14 protein-coding genes and 3 pseudogenes are annotated in these 19,923 nt (G+C 70.2%); 10 read left to right on the top strand and 7 right to left on the bottom strand.

From position 1 onward, the window contains the following. The first annotated feature begins 85 nt into the window (after nt 1-85). The 3 genes from ACWCXH_RS34270 (at nt 86) to ltrA (ending at nt 2,720) form a co-directional block, all read left to right on the top strand. The gene (locus tag ACWCXH_RS34270; RefSeq protein ID WP_449805420.1) at nt 86-424 is read left to right on the top strand and encodes a hypothetical protein; all 339 of its coding nucleotides are present in this window, start codon (nt 86-88) and stop codon (nt 422-424) included. After that, complete coding sequence (locus tag ACWCXH_RS34265; RefSeq protein WP_449805419.1) at nt 421-753, top strand: hypothetical protein; 333 nt, start codon at nt 421-423, stop codon at nt 751-753. Before ACWCXH_RS34270 ends, ACWCXH_RS34265 begins: the two co-directional genes overlap by 4 nt. A gap of 800 nt (nt 754-1,553) precedes the next feature. Continuing rightward, nucleotides 1,554-2,720, top strand: a complete 1,167-nt coding sequence (gene ltrA / locus ACWCXH_RS34260) for a group II intron reverse transcriptase/maturase (protein WP_449805418.1) — start codon at nt 1,554-1,556, stop codon at nt 2,718-2,720. A gap of 87 nt (nt 2,721-2,807) precedes the next feature. Here the strand turns inward: ltrA and ACWCXH_RS34255 are convergent, their stop codons facing one another. Continuing rightward, nucleotides 2,808-3,656 carry a hypothetical protein gene (locus tag ACWCXH_RS34255; protein ID WP_449805417.1) on the bottom strand — a complete coding sequence of 283 codons (849 nt, stop codon included), beginning with the start codon at nt 3,654-3,656 and terminating at the stop codon, nt 2,808-2,810. Between the two features lie 382 nt (nt 3,657-4,038). Between ACWCXH_RS34255 and ACWCXH_RS34250 the strand changes: the two are divergent. Beyond that, a pseudogene (locus ACWCXH_RS34250) lies at nt 4,039-4,164 on the top strand (IS982 family transposase); the annotation flags it as partial. A 110-nt stretch (nt 4,165-4,274) separates the two neighbouring features. Here ACWCXH_RS34250 and ACWCXH_RS34245 read toward each other — a convergent pair. After that, on the bottom strand, nt 4,275-4,715 hold the full coding sequence (locus ACWCXH_RS34245; protein WP_449805416.1) for a nuclear transport factor 2 family protein: 441 nt from the start codon (nt 4,713-4,715) through the stop codon (nt 4,275-4,277). A 119-nt stretch (nt 4,716-4,834) separates the two neighbouring features. Between ACWCXH_RS34245 and ACWCXH_RS34240 the strand changes: the two genes are divergently transcribed. Beyond that, nucleotides 4,835-5,407 (top strand): TetR/AcrR family transcriptional regulator, encoded by a 573-nt coding sequence (locus ACWCXH_RS34240; RefSeq protein WP_449805415.1) that lies wholly within the window; start codon nt 4,835-4,837, stop codon nt 5,405-5,407. A gap of 99 nt (nt 5,408-5,506) precedes the next feature. Here ACWCXH_RS34240 and ACWCXH_RS34235 read toward each other — a convergent pair. Next, a pseudogene (locus ACWCXH_RS34235) lies at nt 5,507-5,860 on the bottom strand (transposase); the annotation flags it as partial. Between the two features lie 78 nt (nt 5,861-5,938). Here ACWCXH_RS34235 and ACWCXH_RS34230 point away from each other — a divergent pair. After that, nucleotides 5,939-6,733: a PIG-L deacetylase family protein gene (locus ACWCXH_RS34230; RefSeq protein WP_449805414.1), complete on the top strand. Its 795-nt coding sequence runs from the start codon at nt 5,939-5,941 to the stop codon at nt 6,731-6,733. 1,530 nt (nt 6,734-8,263) lie between these two features. Here ACWCXH_RS34230 and ACWCXH_RS34225 read toward each other — a convergent pair. The 4 genes from ACWCXH_RS34225 to ACWCXH_RS34210 are packed head-to-tail and all read right to left on the bottom strand — an operon-like array spanning nt 8,264 to nt 12,839. After that, on the bottom strand, nt 8,264-10,081 hold the full coding sequence (locus tag ACWCXH_RS34225; RefSeq protein WP_449805413.1) for a trypsin-like serine protease: 1,818 nt from the start codon (nt 10,079-10,081) through the stop codon (nt 8,264-8,266). A gap of 43 nt (nt 10,082-10,124) precedes the next feature. After that, on the bottom strand, nt 10,125-11,768 hold the full coding sequence (locus ACWCXH_RS34220) for a trypsin-like serine protease (RefSeq protein WP_449805412.1): 1,644 nt from the start codon (nt 11,766-11,768) through the stop codon (nt 10,125-10,127). 38 nt (nt 11,769-11,806) lie between these two features. Then, on the bottom strand, nt 11,807-12,304 hold the full coding sequence (locus ACWCXH_RS34215) for a hypothetical protein (RefSeq protein ID WP_449805411.1): 498 nt from the start codon (nt 12,302-12,304) through the stop codon (nt 11,807-11,809). A 43-nt stretch (nt 12,305-12,347) separates the two neighbouring features. After that, nucleotides 12,348-12,839 carry a hypothetical protein gene (locus ACWCXH_RS34210; RefSeq protein ID WP_449805410.1) on the bottom strand — a complete coding sequence of 164 codons (492 nt, stop codon included), beginning with the start codon at nt 12,837-12,839 and terminating at the stop codon, nt 12,348-12,350. A gap of 472 nt (nt 12,840-13,311) precedes the next feature. Here ACWCXH_RS34210 and ACWCXH_RS34205 point away from each other — a divergent pair, with 472 nt between their 5' ends. The 4 genes and pseudogenes from ACWCXH_RS34205 (at nt 13,312) to ACWCXH_RS34190 (ending at nt 19,804) form a co-directional block, all read left to right on the top strand. After that, nucleotides 13,312-17,232 carry a polymorphic toxin-type HINT domain-containing protein gene (locus ACWCXH_RS34205; protein ID WP_449805409.1) on the top strand — a complete coding sequence of 1,307 codons (3,921 nt, stop codon included), beginning with the start codon at nt 13,312-13,314 and terminating at the stop codon, nt 17,230-17,232. After that, on the top strand, nt 17,232-17,696 hold the full coding sequence (locus ACWCXH_RS34200) for a hypothetical protein (protein WP_449805408.1): 465 nt from the start codon (nt 17,232-17,234) through the stop codon (nt 17,694-17,696). The genes ACWCXH_RS34205 and ACWCXH_RS34200 overlap by 1 nt, the downstream gene beginning before the upstream one ends. Before the next feature lie 280 nt (nt 17,697-17,976). After that, nucleotides 17,977-19,010, top strand: a pseudogene (locus ACWCXH_RS34195) (IS3 family transposase). 191 nt (nt 19,011-19,201) lie between these two features. Then, a complete protein-coding gene (locus tag ACWCXH_RS34190; protein WP_449805407.1) occupies nt 19,202-19,804 on the top strand; it encodes a hypothetical protein in 603 nt (200 codons plus the stop codon). The last annotated feature ends 119 nt before the right edge of the window (nt 19,805-19,923 follow it).

Below are 19,923 nucleotides of genomic sequence, written 5' to 3'. Positions count from 1 at the left end.
GGCGGCTACCGTCGACAGCACAGGGCCCGGCCCGGCGCCGGACAGACCGACACGGGGACAGACCGACACGGAGAGGGGTACGGGGATGAGCGCCCAGCCCGCCGAACACGGACACGGGGGTGGCCGCCTCGGCCTGCCGCCGATGGACACAGTGCAGGAACTGCGAGCCGCGCTGCGCGCCGGCCACGGATTCCCCGGCGACGCCGAGCGCCTGGACGCCGAGCTCGCCGCCCAGCTGCTGCGCCGGGTCCCGGTCGACCAGCTCGACCAGGTGGAAGAGGTCGGCACCGTGGTCGACCTGGTCGCGGTCGGCGAGATCGTCGCCGCCTACCGCGGCCGCGTGCATCTGGCCGCCGACCGGGACGCCGCCGACGCGATCGACGAGACCGTCGCCGACCTGCTTGCCCGGCAGGGCGCCGAGTGAGCGACGCGCACCAGGAGCAGCCGGACGGTCCGGTGGTGGCGGTGGTCACCGACCGCGCTGCCCAGCGCGCCAAGGAACTCGGCGCCGGCGAAGTGCTGGAGGCGCTGCGCGCCGAGCTCGAGCACCGGCCGCGGCTCGGCCGCCTGATCCGCACGGTCACCGAGGGCAGCCAGCGCATCGAGCTGTACTCCACCCGGATCGAGGGCGACCCCGCGTCCGGCCGACCGGCCGTCAACGTGGTGTTCGCCTACGCCCCGGCGCCGCCCTGGCCGCCGACCGTGCGGATCGCCGCCGTTGTCCCCGAGGACCCGCCCCACCCGCGGCCGTAGGCGGCCAAGCCGATCGCCCGCGGCTGGGACAGGGCTGGGACACCCATGTCCCAGCCCTGTCTCAGCGCGCCCGCTATACCGGATTTGCTAGGACGGTCTCAGCCCATTTCCCCAGGTATTGCGTCCTGAACGCGAGAAGGAGTTGGTAGTAGGACAGCTTCCAATTGCGGTGCTGTACGGAAGATGAAGGTATGGCCCTTCGGAGCCGCCCTGCGGGGGGAGGCTTCAAACCGCCTCATGCTGCGTTGGCTGAAGACCGTCGTGGTGAGCGATGAGGAAAAGGCGTCGTAGGAGGCGTCAGGTGGGGACCGGAAAGACGAACGCAAGTGAATCACTGCTGATGTGTCGAAAGGAAAACAGACGGCATCGAAACCGGGGTCGCTACCTGGACTCCGGGATGAGCCTGGCGGGTGCCCATTTATTGGCCAGGCGGTGTCCGGCATGCAGGCGACGTGAGCCCGGTCTGCTGCTTCCGTACGGAACAGGAGAAGGCGGGGCCCGATAGTCCCCACTGCCTTGGTGGGGGAGAGGGAGTGCTCCGAGCAGACGCAACTGCGAGGGGTCGAGTACCGATGCGGGTCCTGCTGGCGGACCGGCCTGTAGTAGCGGTGAAGCCCCTGTAACGGGGGCGGAGCGAAGGGGCCGGGTTGTTCGTGGCTGAGTTAATCACATCAACCGGAAGTGCTCCGGGAGGAGTGGGATGAGCCAGTTGAAGTCTTCAGACCAAGCCGTTCGATATTTCGAAACGGGAAGTCGTGGAAGCGTGGGAGGAAGTCAGGGCTAACAGAGGCGCACCCGGCGTGGACGGGCAGAGCATCGACGAATTCGAGAAGGATCTCCGGGGAAACCTGTACAAGATCTGGAACCGCATGTCGTCGGGTTCCTACTTCCCGCCTGCGGTGCGCGCGGTGGAGATCCCGAAGCCTCACGGCGGCGGCACGAGAATGCTCGGCATTCCCGCTGTCGCCGACCGGGTGGCACAGACCGTGGTGGCCCGGCATCTCGTGCGGAGGGTGGAGCCGGTTTTCCACCCGGACCGCTACGGATACCGGCCCGGACGGTCCGCCTTGGACGCGGTGGGAAAGTGCCGGGAGCGGTGCTGGCGGAAGAACTGGGTGGTCGAGTTCGACATCCGGAAGTTCTTCGACAGCGTGCCCTGGGACCTGCTGGTCAAGGCGGTGGACGCTCACACCGATGCCGTCTGGGTGAAGTTGTACGTGCGCAGGTGGCTCGCCGCCCCGCTCGCCATGCCCGACGGCTCCCTGATGGAGCGGGAACGCGGGACGCCGCAAGGCTCCCCGGTCTCTCCCGTGCTGGCGAACCTGTTCCTGCACTACGCGTTCGACACCTGGATGGTCCGGAACTTCCCGGGCGTCCAGTTCGAGCGCTACGCGGACGACGCGGTGCTGCACTGCGTCTCCGAGAGCCAGGCCCGCACGGTCCTGGCGGCGCTGCGGGAGCGGATGGTCGAGGTCGGGTTGGAACTCCACCCGGACAAGACCCGGATCGTCTACTGCAAGGACCAGCTTCGCCGGGGCTCGTACGAGCACACGGCGTTCACGTTCCTCGGGTACACGTTCCGCGCCAGGAAGGGTCGGAGCCGACACGGGAACCTGTTCCTCGGCTTCGACCCGGCGATCAGCAGGGACGCCCTGAACAAGATCAGCCGCGAGGTGCAGAGCTGGCATCTGCACCTTCGCACCGATCTGACCTTCAACGAGCTGGCGCGGAGGGTGAACCCCAAGGTGGCCGGCTGGATCAACTACTACGGCCGGTTTCGGCCGTGGGAGATGTTCGCCTTCCTGACCCGCATCAACGCCTACCTGGTGCGGTGGATCCGCAAGAAGTACGGACGGCTCGCGGGCAAGCGGAAGGCGCTGGCGAAGCTCCAGGAGATCGCCCGGCGCTACCCCCGCATGTTCGCGCACTGGCGGCTCACACCCACGGTGAGCGCGGTGCTGGTCTGACGATCAGAGCGGCACGAGCCGTGTAACGGGAGACTGTTCTGTGAGGGCCGGGGGGTGAGATTCCCCCCGGCTACTCGGCGGAGCGATTCACAGACAGGCTGTGTCACCTGTGTTCGGGCGGGTGGTCCGGTGTCCTGTCGCACCGAAGTTTGGTGAAGTCGGCCCGGGGCGCGGTTCCGGTCTTTCGACCGGCCCGTTTCCCCGGAGCCGCTTCCCGAACCGGGCATGCGACTTGGCGCCGCACCCGGCTCTCCACAAGCCCCGGAGGGGCCTCGTGGTGGCGGTTCTCATCCCGTGATCGGCCAGGGAGAGGGGATGGCTGCTCCCCGATAGCGGTAGCGTGTGGTGCCTACCGAGATCGGGTTGAACAGTTCCCTGTTCTCGCTGGCCCACCAAGATCCCCGCCCGAGGTACTGGCGGTAGATCTTCCTCAAGGCCGTCTTGGGGTGCTTCTGCCGCACCCATCGCCAGACCGCGAACCACAGGTGGTTGCGCAGGTAGGAGAAGGTCGCGAAGGACACCCCTGGGCTCCAGCACCAGCTTCAACGACGCCTGCACCACCCGGTCGGTGATCGTCGCGATCCCCAGGCGACGCAACTTGCCGGCCGCCTTGGGGATCATCCGCTCCCGCACCGGCAGGGGACGGAAACTATGGTCCTTGATCTGCGACCGCAGCATGCCGAGGAACTCCTCGACCCCCGTTCCCAGCGCGATGGACGACGCCGTGCGTCCGTCCACCCCGGCCGTGCGTGCACCCTTGTTTCCCCGCGCCCGGTCCCAGGCCACCAGAAGGAAGCCCGGGTCGGCAACGAGGTTGAACAGGTCGTCGAACCTGCGATGAGGATCACCACGAGCCCAACGGTGCAGCTTGGTCTGGATATTCAGTACCCGCAGTTCCGCCCCGAACAGGGCGGACTCCAGTTCGTCGGTGTTCACCGGCGATGACCTCCTGGCCTTCCAGCACTTCAGCCACTGACTTGCTGGCCCCCTTGGCCCTGCGACCGGCTTTCCCGGTCTCCGTGACGGGTCGTTACTCCCGCGACTACTACGGGGCCTCCGCCCCACCCACGGCCATCAGTCGGCAACGGACCTGCCCACCGCCGTGCTGGCTGTCCGGCGGTTCGGGCGACCGCGGATGGTTCCCACGTTCACCACTCGATCGATTGGTCAGGGAGGTGCCCAGCTCTACTCCGGCAGCATCGCCACGCCTACGCCGCAGGCCTTCAACGTGGCCTCCCCACCGGAACAGGCATCCGGCTTCGGAGTTGATCCGCCCGCCCGACGGCGGCCGCGTCACGTGCTGCACATCGGCCCGCGCGGTGGCGCTCCTGGTGGGGTGATGGTCCGTGTGCTCCAGCGGATCCTCGCGATGACCGCCGCCATCTGGCACAACCACCACACCGGCCAGCCCGTCATGCGCTCACTGACCGCCTACGATCACTGACTGCGAGGCTGATCGTCGGCGCGTCACGGGGCGGTGGCCGAGTCCCGCTGTCGGCGAACGCGCCGCGGTCGAGCATCGGAGAACTCGCGACCTGCGGCGCCGCACTCGCGTTACTTGCCGTCCAGTGCTGCCACCAGCTGCGGCAGGGCGCCGCTGGCCGCAATGAGGGCCAAGTGGTCGTGGTAGTCCCTGCTGTGGATGATCACGCCGTCGCGGACCCTCAGTACCTGGATGTTGGCGGACTGGAAGGTCTTTCCAGTCGGCCGGTGGTGCACCTGGTAGTCCCATTCGGCGACGATCAGCTCCGGGTCGCCGGTCTCCCGGATCACCACGTTCGCCGGGGTCAGCTCCACCGGACTGGCTGCAGCGACCTGCGCGAACCGCTCCTTGAGCGCGGCCCGCCCCTCGGTGCGGCGCGGGCCGACCGGTTCGAAGACGGTCTCCACCACGGCGTCATCGGCGTAGAGCCCGGCCAGTTCGGAGTATCGGCCTGCGGCGATGTTGTCGAGCAGCTTGGTGAAGACCTCGCGTGGCGTCAGCGTTTCGGGCATGGTCAGCCTCCGTCGGAATCCGTCGCTAGAATCGGACTGGCGAGTCCGCTTTGACGATACGGACTGGACACTCCGCTTGTCCAGCAGGGCACCGCGGAGGCGAGGGAAGGTTGTAGGGGATGAGTGGTGCCAAGGAGCGCCCGCTGCGGGCGGACGCGGCCCGTAACCGCGCCAGGCTGCTGGACGTCGCCACGGAGGTGTTCACTGCCCGTGGCGTGGGTGTGCCGACCGAGGAGATCGCCCGGACCGCGGGGGTCGGAGTCGGCACGCTCTTCCGGCACTTCCCGACCAAGGAAGCGCTGCTGGAAGCCGTGATGGTGCGCAGGCTGGAGGCGATCGCAGCCCAGACCGCGCGTCTGGCCGCCGAAATGGAGCCCGCCGACGCCTTCTTCGCCTGCTTCCGCCTGGTTGTCGAACAGTCCGCGGGCAAGAACGAGTTCGCCCAGGCACTCGCCGCAGCGGGCATGGACGCGCATGCAGCCCTACGGGAGTCCAGCGAGGTGATCCAGGACCAGCTTGCCGCACTTCTGGACGCGGCGCAGCGGGCCGGATCCGTCCGCCCGGACCTCAGCCTGCCGGAACTGATCGCCCTGCTGGCCGGCACCAGCACGACGATGGAGCACCTCGGAGCAGACCCAGCGCCCCGACAACGGATCTTCAATGTGCTCTTCGACGGACTCCGACCGCACTGACCGACCACGTGCCGCGTTCGCCGTGCCCTTGCTGAAGGGTGGGTCAGACGGTCAATGAGGGCACTGGACTCAGACGACTGACCCCTTGGAATCGATCATCTAGTGTCCTGCGCCAGGAATTCGTTCAAGATGTGAGGCGAGTCGTTCGAGGATCTCGTCGGCGGTCTTGGTCCAGGTGAACGGGCGGGGGTTCTCGTTCCAGCTCTTGATCCAGGCCCTGATGTCCTTTTCCAGGGCCTGGACGGACTTGTGGACGCCGCGCCGCAGCTGCTTGTCCGTCAGCAGCGCGAACCACCGCTCCACCTGGTTGAGCCAGGACGAACTGGTCGGAGTGAAGTGCAGGTGGAACCGGGGGTGTCCGGCCAGCCACGTCCGGATCGCGGGGGTCTTGTGGGTGGCGTAGTTGTCGCAGATCAGGTGCACGTCCAGGCCGGCGGGCACTTCCTTGTCGAGGCAGGGTCCTGGCCGGCGGATCATGTGCGAGGTGGGGCAGCAGAGACACCGATGAGTGCCGTGGTCCAGGATGGGCCCATGGCAACCGTCTTGGCCTTTCATGCCCACCCGGACGACGAGGTGTTCCTGACAGGTGGCACGCTCGCGCGGGCCGCAGCCGAAGGACACCGCGTGGTGATCGTGGTCGCCACAGACGGCCTCATGGACGCCGCGCCGGAGGGCGAAGCGCCGCGCCTGAGTGAACTGCGGGCGAGCGCGGCCGTGCTGGGCGCGACACGCGTCGAGCACCTGGGGTACGCAAGCAGCGGCCATGGTGCCGTGCTCTATCCGGATCCGCCGGATCGGGCACGCTTCGTGCGGGCAGACACGGAGGAGGCGGCCGAGCGGCTGGCCGCCGTCCTGCGCGAGGAGGACGTGGACCTGCTTATCAGCTACGACGCCAATGGCGGATACGGCCATCGCGACCACGTCAAGGTGCACGACGTTGGCAAGCGTGCCGCCGAGTTGGCCGGGGTGCCCCGGGTACTGGAGGCGACCATGCCGCGTGACGTCGTGGCTCGCCTGGTGAAGCTGGTCCGCCTGCTGAGGATCCCGTTTCGGTACGACGCGGATGCGCTGCGCACCGCCTACAGTCTGCGCGTGGCCATCACCCACACCATTGATGTCCGACGGTTCGCCGGTCAGAAACAGGCGGCTCTTGCCGCCCACCGTTCGGAGGTCTCAGGGACAGGCCGGCTCGCTCCTGTGATGAGGGTGCTGGTTCGTCTTCCGGTCCCTGTCTTCGGCTGGTCGCTCGGTCGGGAATGGTTCGTCGAGGCCCGGGCAACAGCCCCGTCCAAGGCCTTCGCTGACATCTTCCAGCCAGCCCCATAGCGTCGTGTTCGGCCGATGGGGCCGGCCGGGGCGGATCGGGGAGATGGTCTCGGGCGCGCACGAGCGCGTCGTGGACCACCCACAGCGCCTCCAACCCGTAGACGGGCAGGGCGGTCAGCCGGACGGTGCCGGGCGGTAGGCCTGGCCAGGTCGGTGGCGAGCCGCTGGATTGCCTGGGCGGCGTTCCAGTAAGGCGGTGGTGTGGAGGAGAACGGTGCCGGGGCGGACCTCGGCGGCCAGGGACAGGAGCTCCAGAAGCTCCGGCAGGTGAGGGGCGTCGTGGACCCAGGCTGGATCGGCGGGCAGGACGCAGGGCCGGTCCGGTCCCGAGTGCGAGTTCGTCTTCGTCACCCGGGCAGCCTGCCCAGGGCCTCGCCGGCAACCCCCGCCGTCCCGGTGGCCGTTGCCAGCCAGCGAGGTCACCAGCCGGTGGCGTGGCCCTGCCACCGAGCGTGGTTACGCCGGGGCGAGACCGGTCGGCGCGCCACGCCTTCGGCCTCGCCGTGGCGCCGCTCTCGATCACCCGGCGACGCCACGGTGAGGTGCCGCCCGCGGCGTCCGGCCGGGCGGTTTCGGTCAGAGTACTGGCGCGACTGCCTTGCCGCCGGCTTCGACGGTGGTGATGACGTGTTGGTGGTATTCGGCGAGGGAGCAGTGGTCGGGTAGGGGTGCGGGGGTGCCGGTGAGGGTGTACCACGTCGGCGCCGGTGTACTGGACGGCGACCCAGGTCTGCCCGCCCGGGAAGCTTGTGGTGATGACGGTGAGGTCGCCGGTGAGCCGGCCGTAGGCGGTGAGGAGTTCGGCCCGGACGGCGGGCTCGGTCTCGGCGGCCAGGCGGGCCCGGACGGCGGGCAGGGCGGTGCCGGTGTCCCGGGTGTGGCCGAGCGTCCGGCCGGCCGCCTGCCGGACGCCGGCGACATCGTCGGTCAGCAGCGGTATGAGCAGCGGCAGTTGGGCGGTGACGGCGGCCCGGACGGCGCCCGGCTCGACGTCGTACTCGTCCTCGCTCTGGGCGAGGCGGCCGAGCAGCCGGAGCGCGTCGACGGTCTGTCGGCCGCAGGCGGCGATCCGGGCGAGGTACGGGGCGGCGTCGACGCTGGCCGTGTAACACGGTGCCCTGGTGCACGATCGAGCCGTACAGCTCGTCCAGTGCCTCCTCGGCGTCCTCACCGTCCTCTGCGAAGGCGCGCAGCAGCCTGGGCAGGTCCTCGGCGGGGCCGTAGGCGTGGTCGACGGCGGCCCAGGGGTGGGCGTCGAGCCCGTCGAGGGCGGTGGTGAGCTCCGTGGCCGTGATCTTCATGGCGGTGATCTTCGCAGGGACCTCCGACATCCGCCCGGGCCGGGAGAGCCGGTCGAAGCCGGAAAGGTGCTGGCAAGGCCCCGGTCGGGGTCTTGCCAGCGCCTTACCAGTGTTCGCCCAGTGCCTTCGGCCTGTGACCGCCCTCGGGGAGCCGGCCGGTCCGCGCTGTCCTGATGTGCGGTACGCCGCGCCCTGGAGGGCGGTCACAGGCTCGGGCTCTCCCGGGCTGTCAGCTGGTGGGCAGGGTGGTGCCGGGCAGGGTGTCCAGGGGGGACCAGCCGGGCATGCCGGGCTTGTAGGCGGTGTGGTCGACGGCGCCGGTGGTGCCGGCGGCGAAGAGGTCGACGGTGTTGCTGGAGGCGCTGGACAGGGCGGCGGGGATGCGGCCGGCGGCGATCGTGGTGGCTCCGCTCAGGGACTCCCAGGCGCTCCACGGCTTGCCGTTGTTGAACCAGTAGGCGTGGTAGAGGGCGGTGTCGCGGCCGGTGGCGAACAGCTCGATGGCGTCGGTTGCGGGGTTGTAGAGGGCGCTGGGGGCGCTGGCGAACCGGGTGCCGCCGTTGATGGTCGACCAGGTGCTCCAGTCGCTCATGCCCGGGGTGTAGTAGCGGTGGGCGACGGTGCCGTCGGTGGTGGTCGCAAAGACCTCGGCGGTCTTCGTGGACGGGTTGTAGACCAGGCTCGGGCTGCCGGTGAAGGCGGCTCCGTCCAGGGGCAGCCAGTCACTCCAGGGCTTGCCGTCGTTGAACCAGTAGGTGTGGTGCATGGTGCCGTTGCGTTCGACCGCGAACAGCTCGATCGCGCCGGTGGCCGGGTTGTGGATCGCGCTGGGGGTGGCGTTGAACTGCCGGGTGCCGATGGTCGACCAGTCGCTCCAGCCGGTCATGCCCGGGGTGTAGTAGGCGTGTGCGACGGGACCGTCGGCGGTGGTGGCGAAGACCTCGGCGGTCTTGGTGTCCGGGTTGTAGACGGCGGTGGCGCTGCCGGTGAACCGGGTCGTGCCGGTGCCGGCCCAGGGGCGCCAGCCCTGCGCGTCGGCCAGGTAGTAGGTGCGCCACATCAGGCCGTCGCTGTCGACGGCGGACAGCTCGATGGCGGCGGTGGCCGGGTTGTACAGGGCGGTGGGCGAGCCGACGAACGGCTTGGTGCCGGCCGGGCGTTCGCTGATCGGCGTCCAGGTGCTCCAGCCCTGGCCGTTGATGTTGTAGGCGCCCACGACGCGGCCCTTGGTGTCGACGGTGAACACCGTCGAGGTCTGCTTGACCGGGTCGTAGACGGCGGTGGCGGTCGGCGCGGTGGCGGTGTCACGCACCTGCTGGACCCACGCGCCGAGGTCGTCGACGCGCGAGGACGTGGCGCCGGTGCGGGTCTCGGTGGCGGGGGTGCCCAGGCAGCCGCCCTGCCAGGAACGGGAGGCGATGGCGACGAGTTCGGCCTTGCCGTTCGTCTCGCGGATGACGGGGGCGCCGGTGTCGCCCTTGCAGATCGCGGCGCCGCCCGTGCCGGTGGTGGCGATGGTGGTGGGCTGGACGGCGTCGAGGCTGAACAGGCCGGTGTGCAGGGCGTTGGGCACCCACTCGTCCTTGGTGCGGCCGTAGCCGGGCACGCGCAGCTTCTCCCCGGCCGTCGGCGCAGCGGCGGCGAGGGTGAGCGGGGCGACGCCCTGGACGGGGGCGGCGAGGCGGGCCAGGACGAGGTCGCGGTCGGCGCGCGGCGCCAGCTCGATGACGTCGACGGCCTTGCCGGCGATGGTGGCGGTGGTCTTCCACTTCGGCGCCCCGGCGGCCAGCGCCTGCGGCTGGGCAGGGTCGTCGGAGAAGCAACTGGCAGCGGTTATAAGCCAGTTGGTGTCAACCAGCGCGCCGGTGCAGGAGCGCAGGTTGTCACCGATGGCGAGCTTGGCGGTGTAGGTGTAGGCGCCGTCGGCCGCGGGGTCGCCGACGACGGCGCCCGCGGGAACGGAGGAGACAGCGCCCAGAGCGCCGGCCGCGGCAACCGCCGCGAGCAGGCCGGCCCGGCGTGCGGGCCGGACAGTCGTGCCGAACATGAACAGGATCCCTTCAGGGAAGGTCAGCGGATCCCGGCGGCCGTCAGAGGGTGCCGGTGATGACGGTGCCGGTGTGGTTGCCGGCCACGGCGGAGAGGTCGGGGGTCTGGACCGGGGCCCAGGTGCCGTCGGCATGGCGGGCGGTGGTCAGGACGCGGTTGTCCGCCGTGGCGACGGCGAACTGGGCGTCGCCGTCGACGGGGGTGGCGCTGACGGAGGTGGCGTTCACGGTGCCGAGGACGCCGGTCAGCGGCTGGAAGGCCTGCCAGGTGCGGTCGGCGTGGCGGATGGTGTGGAACTGGGCGCCGGTGGAGGTGATGGCGACGAGGTCCATGTCGTCGCCCTGGCGGGCCATGGCGACGGAGGTGGCGGTGCCGATCGGGCCGGCGGCGTCGGCGACCGAGCCCCAGGCGCTCCAGTTCCCGTCCGCGGCGCGCAGGGTGTGGTAGACGTTTCCGCCGGCGGTGACGGCGACCTGGAGCTCGCTGCCGGTGCCGGCGGCGGCCACGGAGGTGACGCCGTTCAGCGGTCCGGCGGCGCCGAACACGGCGCCGAAGCCTGTCCACGTGCCGTCCGCGCGGCGCACGGTGTGGAAGACCTGCCCGTCGGCGAGGACGACGACGTGCAGGTCGGCGCCGATGGAGGACGCCGAGACCTGGGTGATGTTCCCGAGGTCCCCGACGGCCTTGTTGAGGTCGCCGAAGCTGCCCCACACACCGGCGGCGGTGTGCAGGGTGTGGTGGAGGTGGCCGTCGCCGCCGAGCGCCAGGACGTGGGTGTCGCCGTTGATGCCGGCGGCGGCCACGGCCTTGACGCCGCCGATGCTGCCGGCCTTGGCCTGGACGTCCTGGAAGGGGGTCCAGCTGCCGTCGTAGAGGCGGGTGGCCTGGAACAGGCCGGTGTCGCCCTTGACCAGGGCCTGGGTCTTCCAGCCGGACGCGGTCGCGCGGACCTGCTGGACCCACGCGCCGAGGTCGTCGACGCGCGAGGACTTGGCGCCGGTGCGGGTCTCGGTGGCGGGGGTGCCGAGGCAGCCGCCCTGCCAGGAGCGGGAGGCGATGGCGACGAGTTCGGCCTTGCCGTTGGTTTCGCGGATGGCGGGGGCGCCGGTGTCGCCCTTGCAGATCGCGGCGCCGCCCGTGCCGGTGGTGGCGATGGTGGTGGGCTGGACGGCGTCGAGGCTGAACAGGCCGGTGTGCAGGGCGTTGGGCACCCACTCGTCCTTGGTGCGTCCGTAGCCGGGCACGCGCAGCTTCTCGCCCGCCGCCGGGGCGGTGGCGGAGACGGCCAGCGGGGCGACGCCGTCCACCGGCGTGGCGAGGCGGACCATCACGAGGTCGCGGTCGGCGCGCGGGGCGAGCCCGGCGACGTCGGCGCTCTTGCCGGCGATGGTGGCGGTGGTCTTCCACTTCGGCGCCCCGGCCGCCAGCGCCTGCGGCTGAGCGGGGTCATCGGAGAAGCAACTCGCCGCGGTGATCACCCAGTTGCGGTCAACCAGCGCGCCGGTGCAGGAGCGCAGGTTGTCACCGATGGCGAGCTTGGCGGTGTAGGTGTAGGCGCCGTCGGCCGCGGGGTCGCCGACGACGGCGCCGGCCGGGCCGGCGGTGAGGGTGGTCAGCGCGCCGGCGGCTGCGGCTGCCGCGAGCACGCCGGCCCGCAGGGAGCGGGACGGGGTCCTGTGAAGCACGTGGGTTCCTGTCGGAGGAGGAGGGTCGGGGGCCGGGGTCAGCCGGTGACGCGAAGTTCGACGACGGTGGTGGGGGCCTGGCCCAGGCCTTCGCCGACGCCGGTGAAGCCGTCCTTGGGCACGTCGGTGCTCTGGGAGGCGCCGGCGGCGGTGAGGCCGACCCGTACGGCCCGGCCGGAGGTCTGCGCGGCGAACACGTCGGGCAGTTCGAGGGTCAGGTAGCCGGTGGCGGAGGGCGCGGTGAAGCAGATCTTGTTGTCGGTGTTGCCCGGGGCGCGGGTCCACAGCTGGATCTGCGAGGACTTGGTGCAGTCGGCCAGCATGATGGCGCCGTCGCCGCGCAGCAGTTTGACCTTGCTGATGGCGGAGGCGCCGGGGTAGGTGAAGTCCTCGACGGCGGCCAGCGGTGCGGAGGCGTCGGCCGGGGCCGGGGCGGGCGGCGGGGCGGTGTCGGCGGTGGCGAGGGTGCTCAGGCCGAAGACGCCTGCGGCGGTGGCGGCGAGGGCCGCCGTCCAGCCGCGGATGCGGTGCTTCATGAGTGATCCCGTATCGGTGGGTGGTCGGCGGGCCGGTGGAGCGTCAGCCGGTGACGCGCAGCTCGACAAGCATGGTCGGCTTCTGGCCCAGGGCCTGGCCCACGGTGGCGTAGCCGTTCTTAGCGACGTCGACGCTCTGGGCGACGCCGTCGGCGGTGAGGTTGGCGCGCACGGCCTTGTCACCGGTCTGGATCATGAAGGTCTGCGGGAGCTCCAGGGCAAGGTAGCCGGTGGTGCCGGTGACGCGGAAGCACACGCCGGGGCCGCCGCTGGGGCTCGGGACCGCGCTGCTCCACAGCTGGATCTGGGTGGTGGTGTTGCAGTCGGCGAGGACGATGTGGCCGTCGCCGCGGATGAGCTTGAGCAGCGGGTTGGGGGACGTGCCGGGGTAGGTGAAGTCCTCGACGGCGGGTGGGGGAGTGGCGCTGTCGCCGGGGGTGGGGACGCTGTCGGCCGCGGCGAACGCGGTGACACCGAAGGTGGTGGCGGCGGCGAGGGTGCCGGCGACCAGCCAGCGGGCTATGCCGTTCTTCATTTGGCTTTCCTGTCGGGCTAGTTGATAGGTATGTCGGCGGGAGCGCCAAGCGGAGCCTTTTCCCGGTTGGTCACTGCGGCCGGATGGGGCCCAGGTTGCGGCAAGCAGACGAACCGTCGGATGTCCACCGATTTTCGCGCTCCCCGATGACTTGGCGGGCTGCAGTCTAGGACATTCCCTGTTCTTGAAGTTGACTCCAGGGCCGCAAGAATCGACCGGGCTCGGCCCGAAGGGGTCGACAGGAGTGAGTCTTCGGCTGCTTTTTATCCGAATTGTCACGACTTGGTTTGCTTGAAAGCCTGTACGGGCGGAACGTCAGTTCCGCTTGGTTTGCGTCCTCTTGGTGGTTCGTCAGGTGCGGCTATGCTCGCCTGGGCCGAAACCCGGCCGAGTTGACGTCGAAGGGTCTTTTGTGGAGAGAATGATTTCCCAATCAAGGCGACGAAGGCGGCGCGGGCATTCCATAACCGGATTGCTCAGCGCGCGCCTTTTGCCCCTGGCGCTGACGGCCGGGCTGCTGGGAGCGGCACCTGCTGCCGTAGCGGCGGACCCGGCCGCCGGCACCGGAACGGTCCCGGTGACCGACCGGGGCCGCATCGTGGCCTTCTGGATGGACGGCGGGGCGGCGGTCAAGGCCGCGGCAGAGGCGGCGCTGACCGGCTCGGACGCGGACGTGCGCAAGTTCCTGGACAATGACCGGCTGCTCGCTCAGGTGCAGGACGACCAGGTCAGCGCCGCGCAGATCCTCACCCTCGGCGGGCCGGGCGTGCGGGAGGCCGCGCGCAAGGCGCTGGGCGGCACGCCGGACGAGCTGAAGGCTTTCCTGGAGAGCGGCTGGCAGGAGCCGTTGAAGGCTGATCAGCAGCTGAAGGCCGCCTCGTTGATGAACGGCGCCGGCGCCGGTGTGCAGGCCGCCGCGAAGACTGCGCTCAACGGCACCAACGATGATGTCCAGGCCTTCCTGACCGAAGGTCAGTACGTCGCGCGCGAGGCCGACGACCGGGTCAAGCTCGTCCAGATCCTGAGCACCGGGGGTCCCAACACCCAGGCCGCTGCCCGCCTGGCGATCAACGGCTCGATCGACGACGTCCGCGACTTCCTCACCGTCGGCGTGCACGTGGCCCAGGCCCGGGACGCCGAGCGCACCAGCATCGCCCAGCTGACGCAGCAGGCGAAGGAGGCGTCCGCCCAGGCGGTGCGTGAGTCGGAGGCGGCGAAGGAGGCCTCCGCTCAGGCGGTAGCGGAGTCGGAGGAGGCCAAGAAGTCGGCCGCGCAGGCGGCGGCCGAGACCGAGGCCGCCCGCAACGACACGAACGCCGCCGGTGTGGCGGCCGCGAGCGCGGCCAATGCGGCCGGGAGGGCGGCGCAGGCCGCCCAGACGGCGATCAAGGCGGCCCGCAGCGCGACCAACTCGGCGCGCACGGCGGCCAGTGCGGCCGCACAGGCCGCGTACGCAGCGGCGGGTGCGGCACAGGCCGCGACCGCTGCCCGCAGTGCGGCCGCCGGTGCGGCATCGGACCGTTCCAAGGCGGATGCCGCCACACAGGCCGCGACGGCGGCCGAAACCGCTGCGAACGCGGCCACGGCGTCCGCGGGCGCGCTCAAGGAGGCCAACACCGCCGCCGCTGCCAGCCAGCAAGTGGCGGACTTGGCGATCAGCGCGGGCGGCAACGCGATGGCGGCCGCCGCCTCGGCCGACCAGGCCGGTGGCTTCGCGTCTGCGGCGGGTGCGCAGTCGGCGCGGGCCAAGGCCGCCGCCGCCGCGACGCGCCGTCAGGCGCAGGAGGCGACGCGGGCGGCGACCGCTGCCAAATCGCTGGCCGGTGAGGCCGCGCAGGCCGCAGCCGCCGCCAAGACCCTCGCCGACTCGGCTGCCGAGCACGCCCGCAACGCCGCGGCCGCGGCCAGGGACGCGGCGCTGCACGCCGGCGAGGCCGCGCAGGCGGCGGACCGGTCGAAGGCGCATGCGGATGCCGCGGTGGCTGCGGCGCAGACGGCCAAGGACGCGGTCGACAAGGCGAACTCGGTCCACGACCTGGCCCAGCGGGCCGAGGACGAGGACCGCAACGCGCGCACGGCTGCGGACGTGGAGAAGGCGCGGGCTGCGAAGGCCGCCTACGACGACAAGCAGGCCGGGATCGGCGAGGCCGTCCAGCAGCTGCGCCGGGTCAAGGACGAGGCCGATCGCCTCGCCACCGCACTGACGCAGCCGAACCCCGACACCGCGGCCGTCGCCACCGACGGGCGCAAGCTCGCCGTCATGTCGATGAAGATCGCCGGTCCGTGGGAGAACGCCGCCGCGCGCACCGCCCTCGCCGGCGACGACACCGCCGTGCTGGACTTCATTCGCACCGGCCGGCGCCAGGCGATCGCACTCGACGACCGCGATCGGGCCTCGAACCTCGCCGTGGGATCCGCGCTGCCCGCAGTGCGTGCCGCGGCGACCGCATCGCTCAAGGGTGACGCGAACGCCGTGTCCACCTTCCTGAACACCGGTCAGTACCAGGCGGCCGTCGCGGACTTCCAGGTCAGCGTCGCCAAGATCGTCAGCGACGGCGGTGCCGCCGTCCAGGCCGCGGGACGGACCGCGCTGAACGGGAACGTCGACGCCCTGCGTGACTTCCTCAACAACGGCCGCTACCAGGCCCAGCTCTCCGACGACCAGGTCAAGGCTGCGGCCCTGCGCCAGTCCGGCGGCCCCGAGGTCAAGGCCGCTGCCCAGATCGCGCTCGAAGGCCCTCCGGAGGTCGTGCGCGCGTTCGTCGAGACCGGCCAGTACACGGCCGCGCGCAAGGACGCGCTGGCCGCGACCCACCAGGCGGAGATCCAGCGGATGATCTCCGAGGCGTCGGCGGTCACCGCCTACGCCCAGCAGAGCGCCGCCCAGGCCGTCCAGGCCGCCGCCGTCGCACGCGGCGCCTCGGACGACGCCAAGACCGCGTCCGACCAGGCCCAGGCCGCGGCCAACAAGGCCGCCGGCTACGCGGCCGACGCCCGCACCAAGGCCGACGCGGCCGCCGCCAGCGCGCAGAAGGCCGCCGAATCGGCCAAGACCGCGACCGCGGCCGAGGTTTCGGCACGCCACTCCGCCGCATCCGCCACCGTCTCGGCCCAGCAGGCCCAGGCCTCGGCGAACATGGCGACCTCGTCCGCACAGTCCGCCTACGCGTGGGCCGCCCAGGCGCAGGCCGACGCGCTGGCCGCCGGAAAGGACGCCCAGACCGCAGCCAAGGCGAAGGAAGGCGCGTTCAAGGCCTACACGACCATCGTCGCCGAAGAGCAGGCGGCAGCCCAGAAGATCGCGGAACAGAACGCCGCGGACGAACAGGCCAAGCAGCAGGCGCAGCAGGACAACAAGGACGCCGCGGCAGAGATCGAGGCCGAACTCCGCAAGCAGGCCAAGGACGACGACGACTCGGGCTGGCTCGACGGCGCGCTGACCGTCGTCCACGGCGTGCTGGACGTCATCGGATTCATCCCTGGTGTCGGCACCGCGTCGCAACTCGTCAACTGCGGGATCTACGCCCTTCAGAAGGATGTCGAGAACGCCGTACTCTCGTGCGTCGCCGCCATCCCGCTCGCCGGCGAAGCCGCCGAGATCGCCAAACTCGCCAAGTGGGCCGAAAAGATCCCGGGCGGCACGAAGGTCATGGCCTTCCTGCAGAAGCTGTTCTCCAAGATCCGGGGAACCTGTCCCATCCCGAACAGCTTCCCGGCCGGCACGCCGGTGCTCATGGCCGACGGGTCGACCCGCCCCATCGAGGACGTCAGGACCGGGGACCTCGTCCTCTCGACCGACCCGGCCACGGGACTGACCGGCGCCCGCCGAGTCGACGCCACGATCTACACGCCCGACGACAGCGACTTCACCGACCTGTCGGTCATGGGCGTTCAGGCCACCGGTGAGCTGGTCGTCACCAGCCACCACCTCTTCTGGTCGGCCAGCCGCCAGGCCTGGATCACCGCCGCGGACCTGCGCACCGGAGACCTGCTGCGCACCGCCTCCGGCGTCGGCGCGACCGTCACCGCGACCCGGCACCACCCGATGGTCAGCGCGGCGTACAACCTGACCGTTCGTGACCTGCACACGTACTACGTGCTCGCCGGATCCACTCCGGTCCTGGTCCACAACGACGGGCAGGACCCCGACTGGCTGGCAGAACTCCGCAGGACCTGGGACAAGGGAAACGCGGATGACGACGGCTACCACGCGCCGTCGGACCGTGAGGTGCAGGACAAGCAGTTCAAGGACGCGGTGAAGGCGGTTGAGAAGCAGATCGGTCGACAGCTGTCCGCGGCGGAGGAACGCAAGTTCCATGAGGAGATCACCAAGAAGGGCTACGGCTATCATCGCATCGTCGAGGAGGGAAAGAATTTGTTCAAGGGGTGCTGATGCCGGAGTTCGACGAAGCGCTGGAACTTCTCCGCGATGCGACGATGGCGTCTGTCGGGCGAGCCGCCGATCTGGGGATCGTCGAGTTCGCCTCGACGACCGGCATCGGGGAGGTCTCCCTCCATCTGCAGTGTCCGTTCCGGATCCTGTACGAGGACGATCTACTCATCGCGTCGGGTGACATGGACTACGGCACCACCTCGGCCGGCCCGAAGCCGGCCGATCCTCCCGGAGGGTCCGTGTTCGATGAGCGGTCGTTCCTGCTCAACCGGGGGCTCGCCCAGCTTCGTCCCACCGTGACAAGGGCCACCGTGAGGGCCCAGGGGATGCTTCTGGTTGAACTGTCCCCGCCGTTCCTCCTGCAGGTATTTCCGGACTGCTCGGGGCAGGTCGAGATGTGGCGCCTCTTCTCCCGCGGAAGCGACGTCCACTACGGCTTCCCGCTCGCCCTGTTCGCCGAGTAGGACACGCACTCAGAGTTGCCGGCTCCACTGGACCCACGTCCAGTGGAGCCGGCAATCAGGGCCCCGGCACGGGTTTCCATGCCGGGGCCGTGACGAAGCTCCGGTGGTCGGGGTGACTTAGGTCAACCCGCGCCACCGGAGCTTTATTGCGTGAGTACCGGTCTCATTTCCCGAGGACCCGACCGACACGTTCGCCGGGCCCTGAAGGGTGTCTTTACTGCCGTACGGTGGCTGAGCAGCGGCTTTGCAAGTGGTCGCCTCACGGGCATGATCGCGGTTCGTGGGTCTGCGACTGCTGTACTTGATCTTCTGCCGGGTGTTGGACTGGATGACACTACTGGGGCGCTCGTCAGCTGCGAGAAACGCCGAGATCCTCGTCCTGCGTCACGAGGTCGCCTTGCTCCGCCGCCAGATCGAGCGACCACGGTACTCTCCGCACTCGCCCGAAAGCTACCGACCGCGCTGCGCCCCCACCGGCTGGTCACCCCGGGCACGCTGCTGGCCTGGCATCGGCGCTTGGTCCGCTGGAAGTGGCGACAGCCACCGGCCGGAGCCGGTCGGCCACCGCTGCCCGACGAACTCGTCGCGCTCATCCGGCGCCTGGCCACGGACAATCCGACCTGGGGCTACGTCAGGATCCAGGGCGAGCTTCGACGGCTCGGTCATCGGGTCGCCGCTGCCACCATCCGCCGAGTCCTTCGCCGCTTCGGACTGCCGCCCGCACCTCAGCGCGCCTCCCGGCAGAGCTGGCGGACCTTCCTGCATGCCCAGGCTCACACGCTTCTGGCCTGCGATTTCATGCACGTCGACACCGTTTTTCTCAAGCGCCTCTACGTCTTCTTCGTCATGGAGATCACGACCACGCGTGTCCATGTCCTCGGCGTCACAACGCACCCTACGGGGGAGTGGGTGGCGCAGCTCGCCCGGAACCTGTTGATGGACCTGGACGACAGAGCCGGGGGCTTCCGGTTCCTCATCCGCGACCGCGACACCAAGTTCACCGCTGCCTTCGACGCCGTCTTCGCCGGCAACGGCACGACCGTCACCCCGACTCCGCCGCAGAGCCCGCGCTCGAACGCCTTCGCGGAACGGTGGATACGCACCGTCCTCGCCGAGTACACCGAGCACTACAACACCGGCCGCGCCCACCGCAGCCTCGCTCTCCGCGCCCCGGACGACGAACCCAACGTCATCCGGCTGCCCGCTGCGGCCATTCGGCGCCGTCGAGTACTCGGCGGACTCCTCAACGAGTACCACGGCGCCCCGATCCAGTCGCCTCGCAGCCCGCGGGCAACCCCCAGTTCAGCGGCCTGAGCGGAGTTTTGACACCCTTCAGGCTTCTACGCCCACGGTTGCAGCACCGGCTACCGCAGCGGTTCGAGATCACCTTCGCCCTTACCCCACGCGGTGCATTCGATGACTGACCCCGGGATTGACGATGGCCTCGCTCAGCCCGCATAGCGTCTTACCAGCCACCGATCGCCTTTGCATGGAGAGGAACGATCTTGTCTTCAACACGTATCACCCGTCGAACCGGCGCACTTGTCGCGGTCGCGGCTGCGTGCGCGCTGTTCGTCGGCGCCGCACCGGCGACCGCCAACGGCGGGCCGGTCTGGGACGACACCCCGCCGGTTGCCGCCGGGCCCGCCAACGCCCCCTACACCCCGGACGATCTGGCGACCCTGGACCGGATCAACGCGCTGCCGCAGAACGCGGCCCCGGCCGACATCGCCGCCGCCATCTACCCGAACGACGACGCCGAGCAGCAGATCGTGCTCGACGCGCTGGCCGTCGGCCCCTCGTCGTATCCGGACCCGGCGACGCTGCCGACCGACAACCCGGACCCGTCGGTCATCGACCACGGCAAGGTTCCGACCGACAACTCGGCCGACCTGTCCGCCTGGGCCCCGCCGGGCTACGGCTCCTTCTGCCGCATCCCGGTGGTCCGTAACCTCATCCCGGCGTGCAGCAACGGCCGTTGGGAGATCAGGCAGGTCAAGATCATGCGGTGTATCGTCGGCCACAGCCCCTACGTGGGCTTCTTCGGTATGCCGAAGCTGGTCTACTGGGCCAACAAGTGCGCCAGGAGCTCCTGGCAGAACTGGTGACCAGAAACCGTAACGACTGAGGGCCGAGCAGTACCGTCAGACCGGCCGCGCGTGGGCCTACGAGCAGTAGATCAGTCGCCGGAGGCGCCGCCACCGTCCTGACCCGCAAACGGCCCGCA

Source organism: Kitasatospora sp. NPDC001660, from assembly GCF_053596725.1.
The sequence above is the reverse complement of the archived record's forward strand: the minus strand, read 5'-3'. Positions and strand labels throughout refer to the sequence as shown.

Excerpts from the sequence above, each read along its gene's own strand:
- ACWCXH_RS34270 (WP_449805420.1), top strand. The coding sequence starts at position 86 with ATGAGCGCCCAGCCCGCCGAACACGGACACGGGGGTGGCCGCCTCGGC.
- ACWCXH_RS34245 (WP_449805416.1), bottom strand. The coding sequence starts at position 4,715 with ATGCCCGAAACGCTGACGCCACGCGAGGTCTTCACCAAGCTGCTCGAC.
- ACWCXH_RS34240 (WP_449805415.1), top strand. The coding sequence starts at position 4,835 with ATGAGTGGTGCCAAGGAGCGCCCGCTGCGGGCGGACGCGGCCCGTAAC.
- ACWCXH_RS34230 (WP_449805414.1), top strand. The coding sequence starts at position 5,939 with ATGGCAACCGTCTTGGCCTTTCATGCCCACCCGGACGACGAGGTGTTC.
- ACWCXH_RS34225 (WP_449805413.1), bottom strand. The coding sequence starts at position 10,081 with ATGTTCGGCACGACTGTCCGGCCCGCACGCCGGGCCGGCCTGCTCGCG.
- ACWCXH_RS34215 (WP_449805411.1), bottom strand. The coding sequence starts at position 12,304 with ATGAAGCACCGCATCCGCGGCTGGACGGCGGCCCTCGCCGCCACCGCC.
- ACWCXH_RS34210 (WP_449805410.1), bottom strand. The coding sequence starts at position 12,839 with ATGAAGAACGGCATAGCCCGCTGGCTGGTCGCCGGCACCCTCGCCGCC.
- ACWCXH_RS34200 (WP_449805408.1), top strand. The coding sequence starts at position 17,232 with ATGCCGGAGTTCGACGAAGCGCTGGAACTTCTCCGCGATGCGACGATG.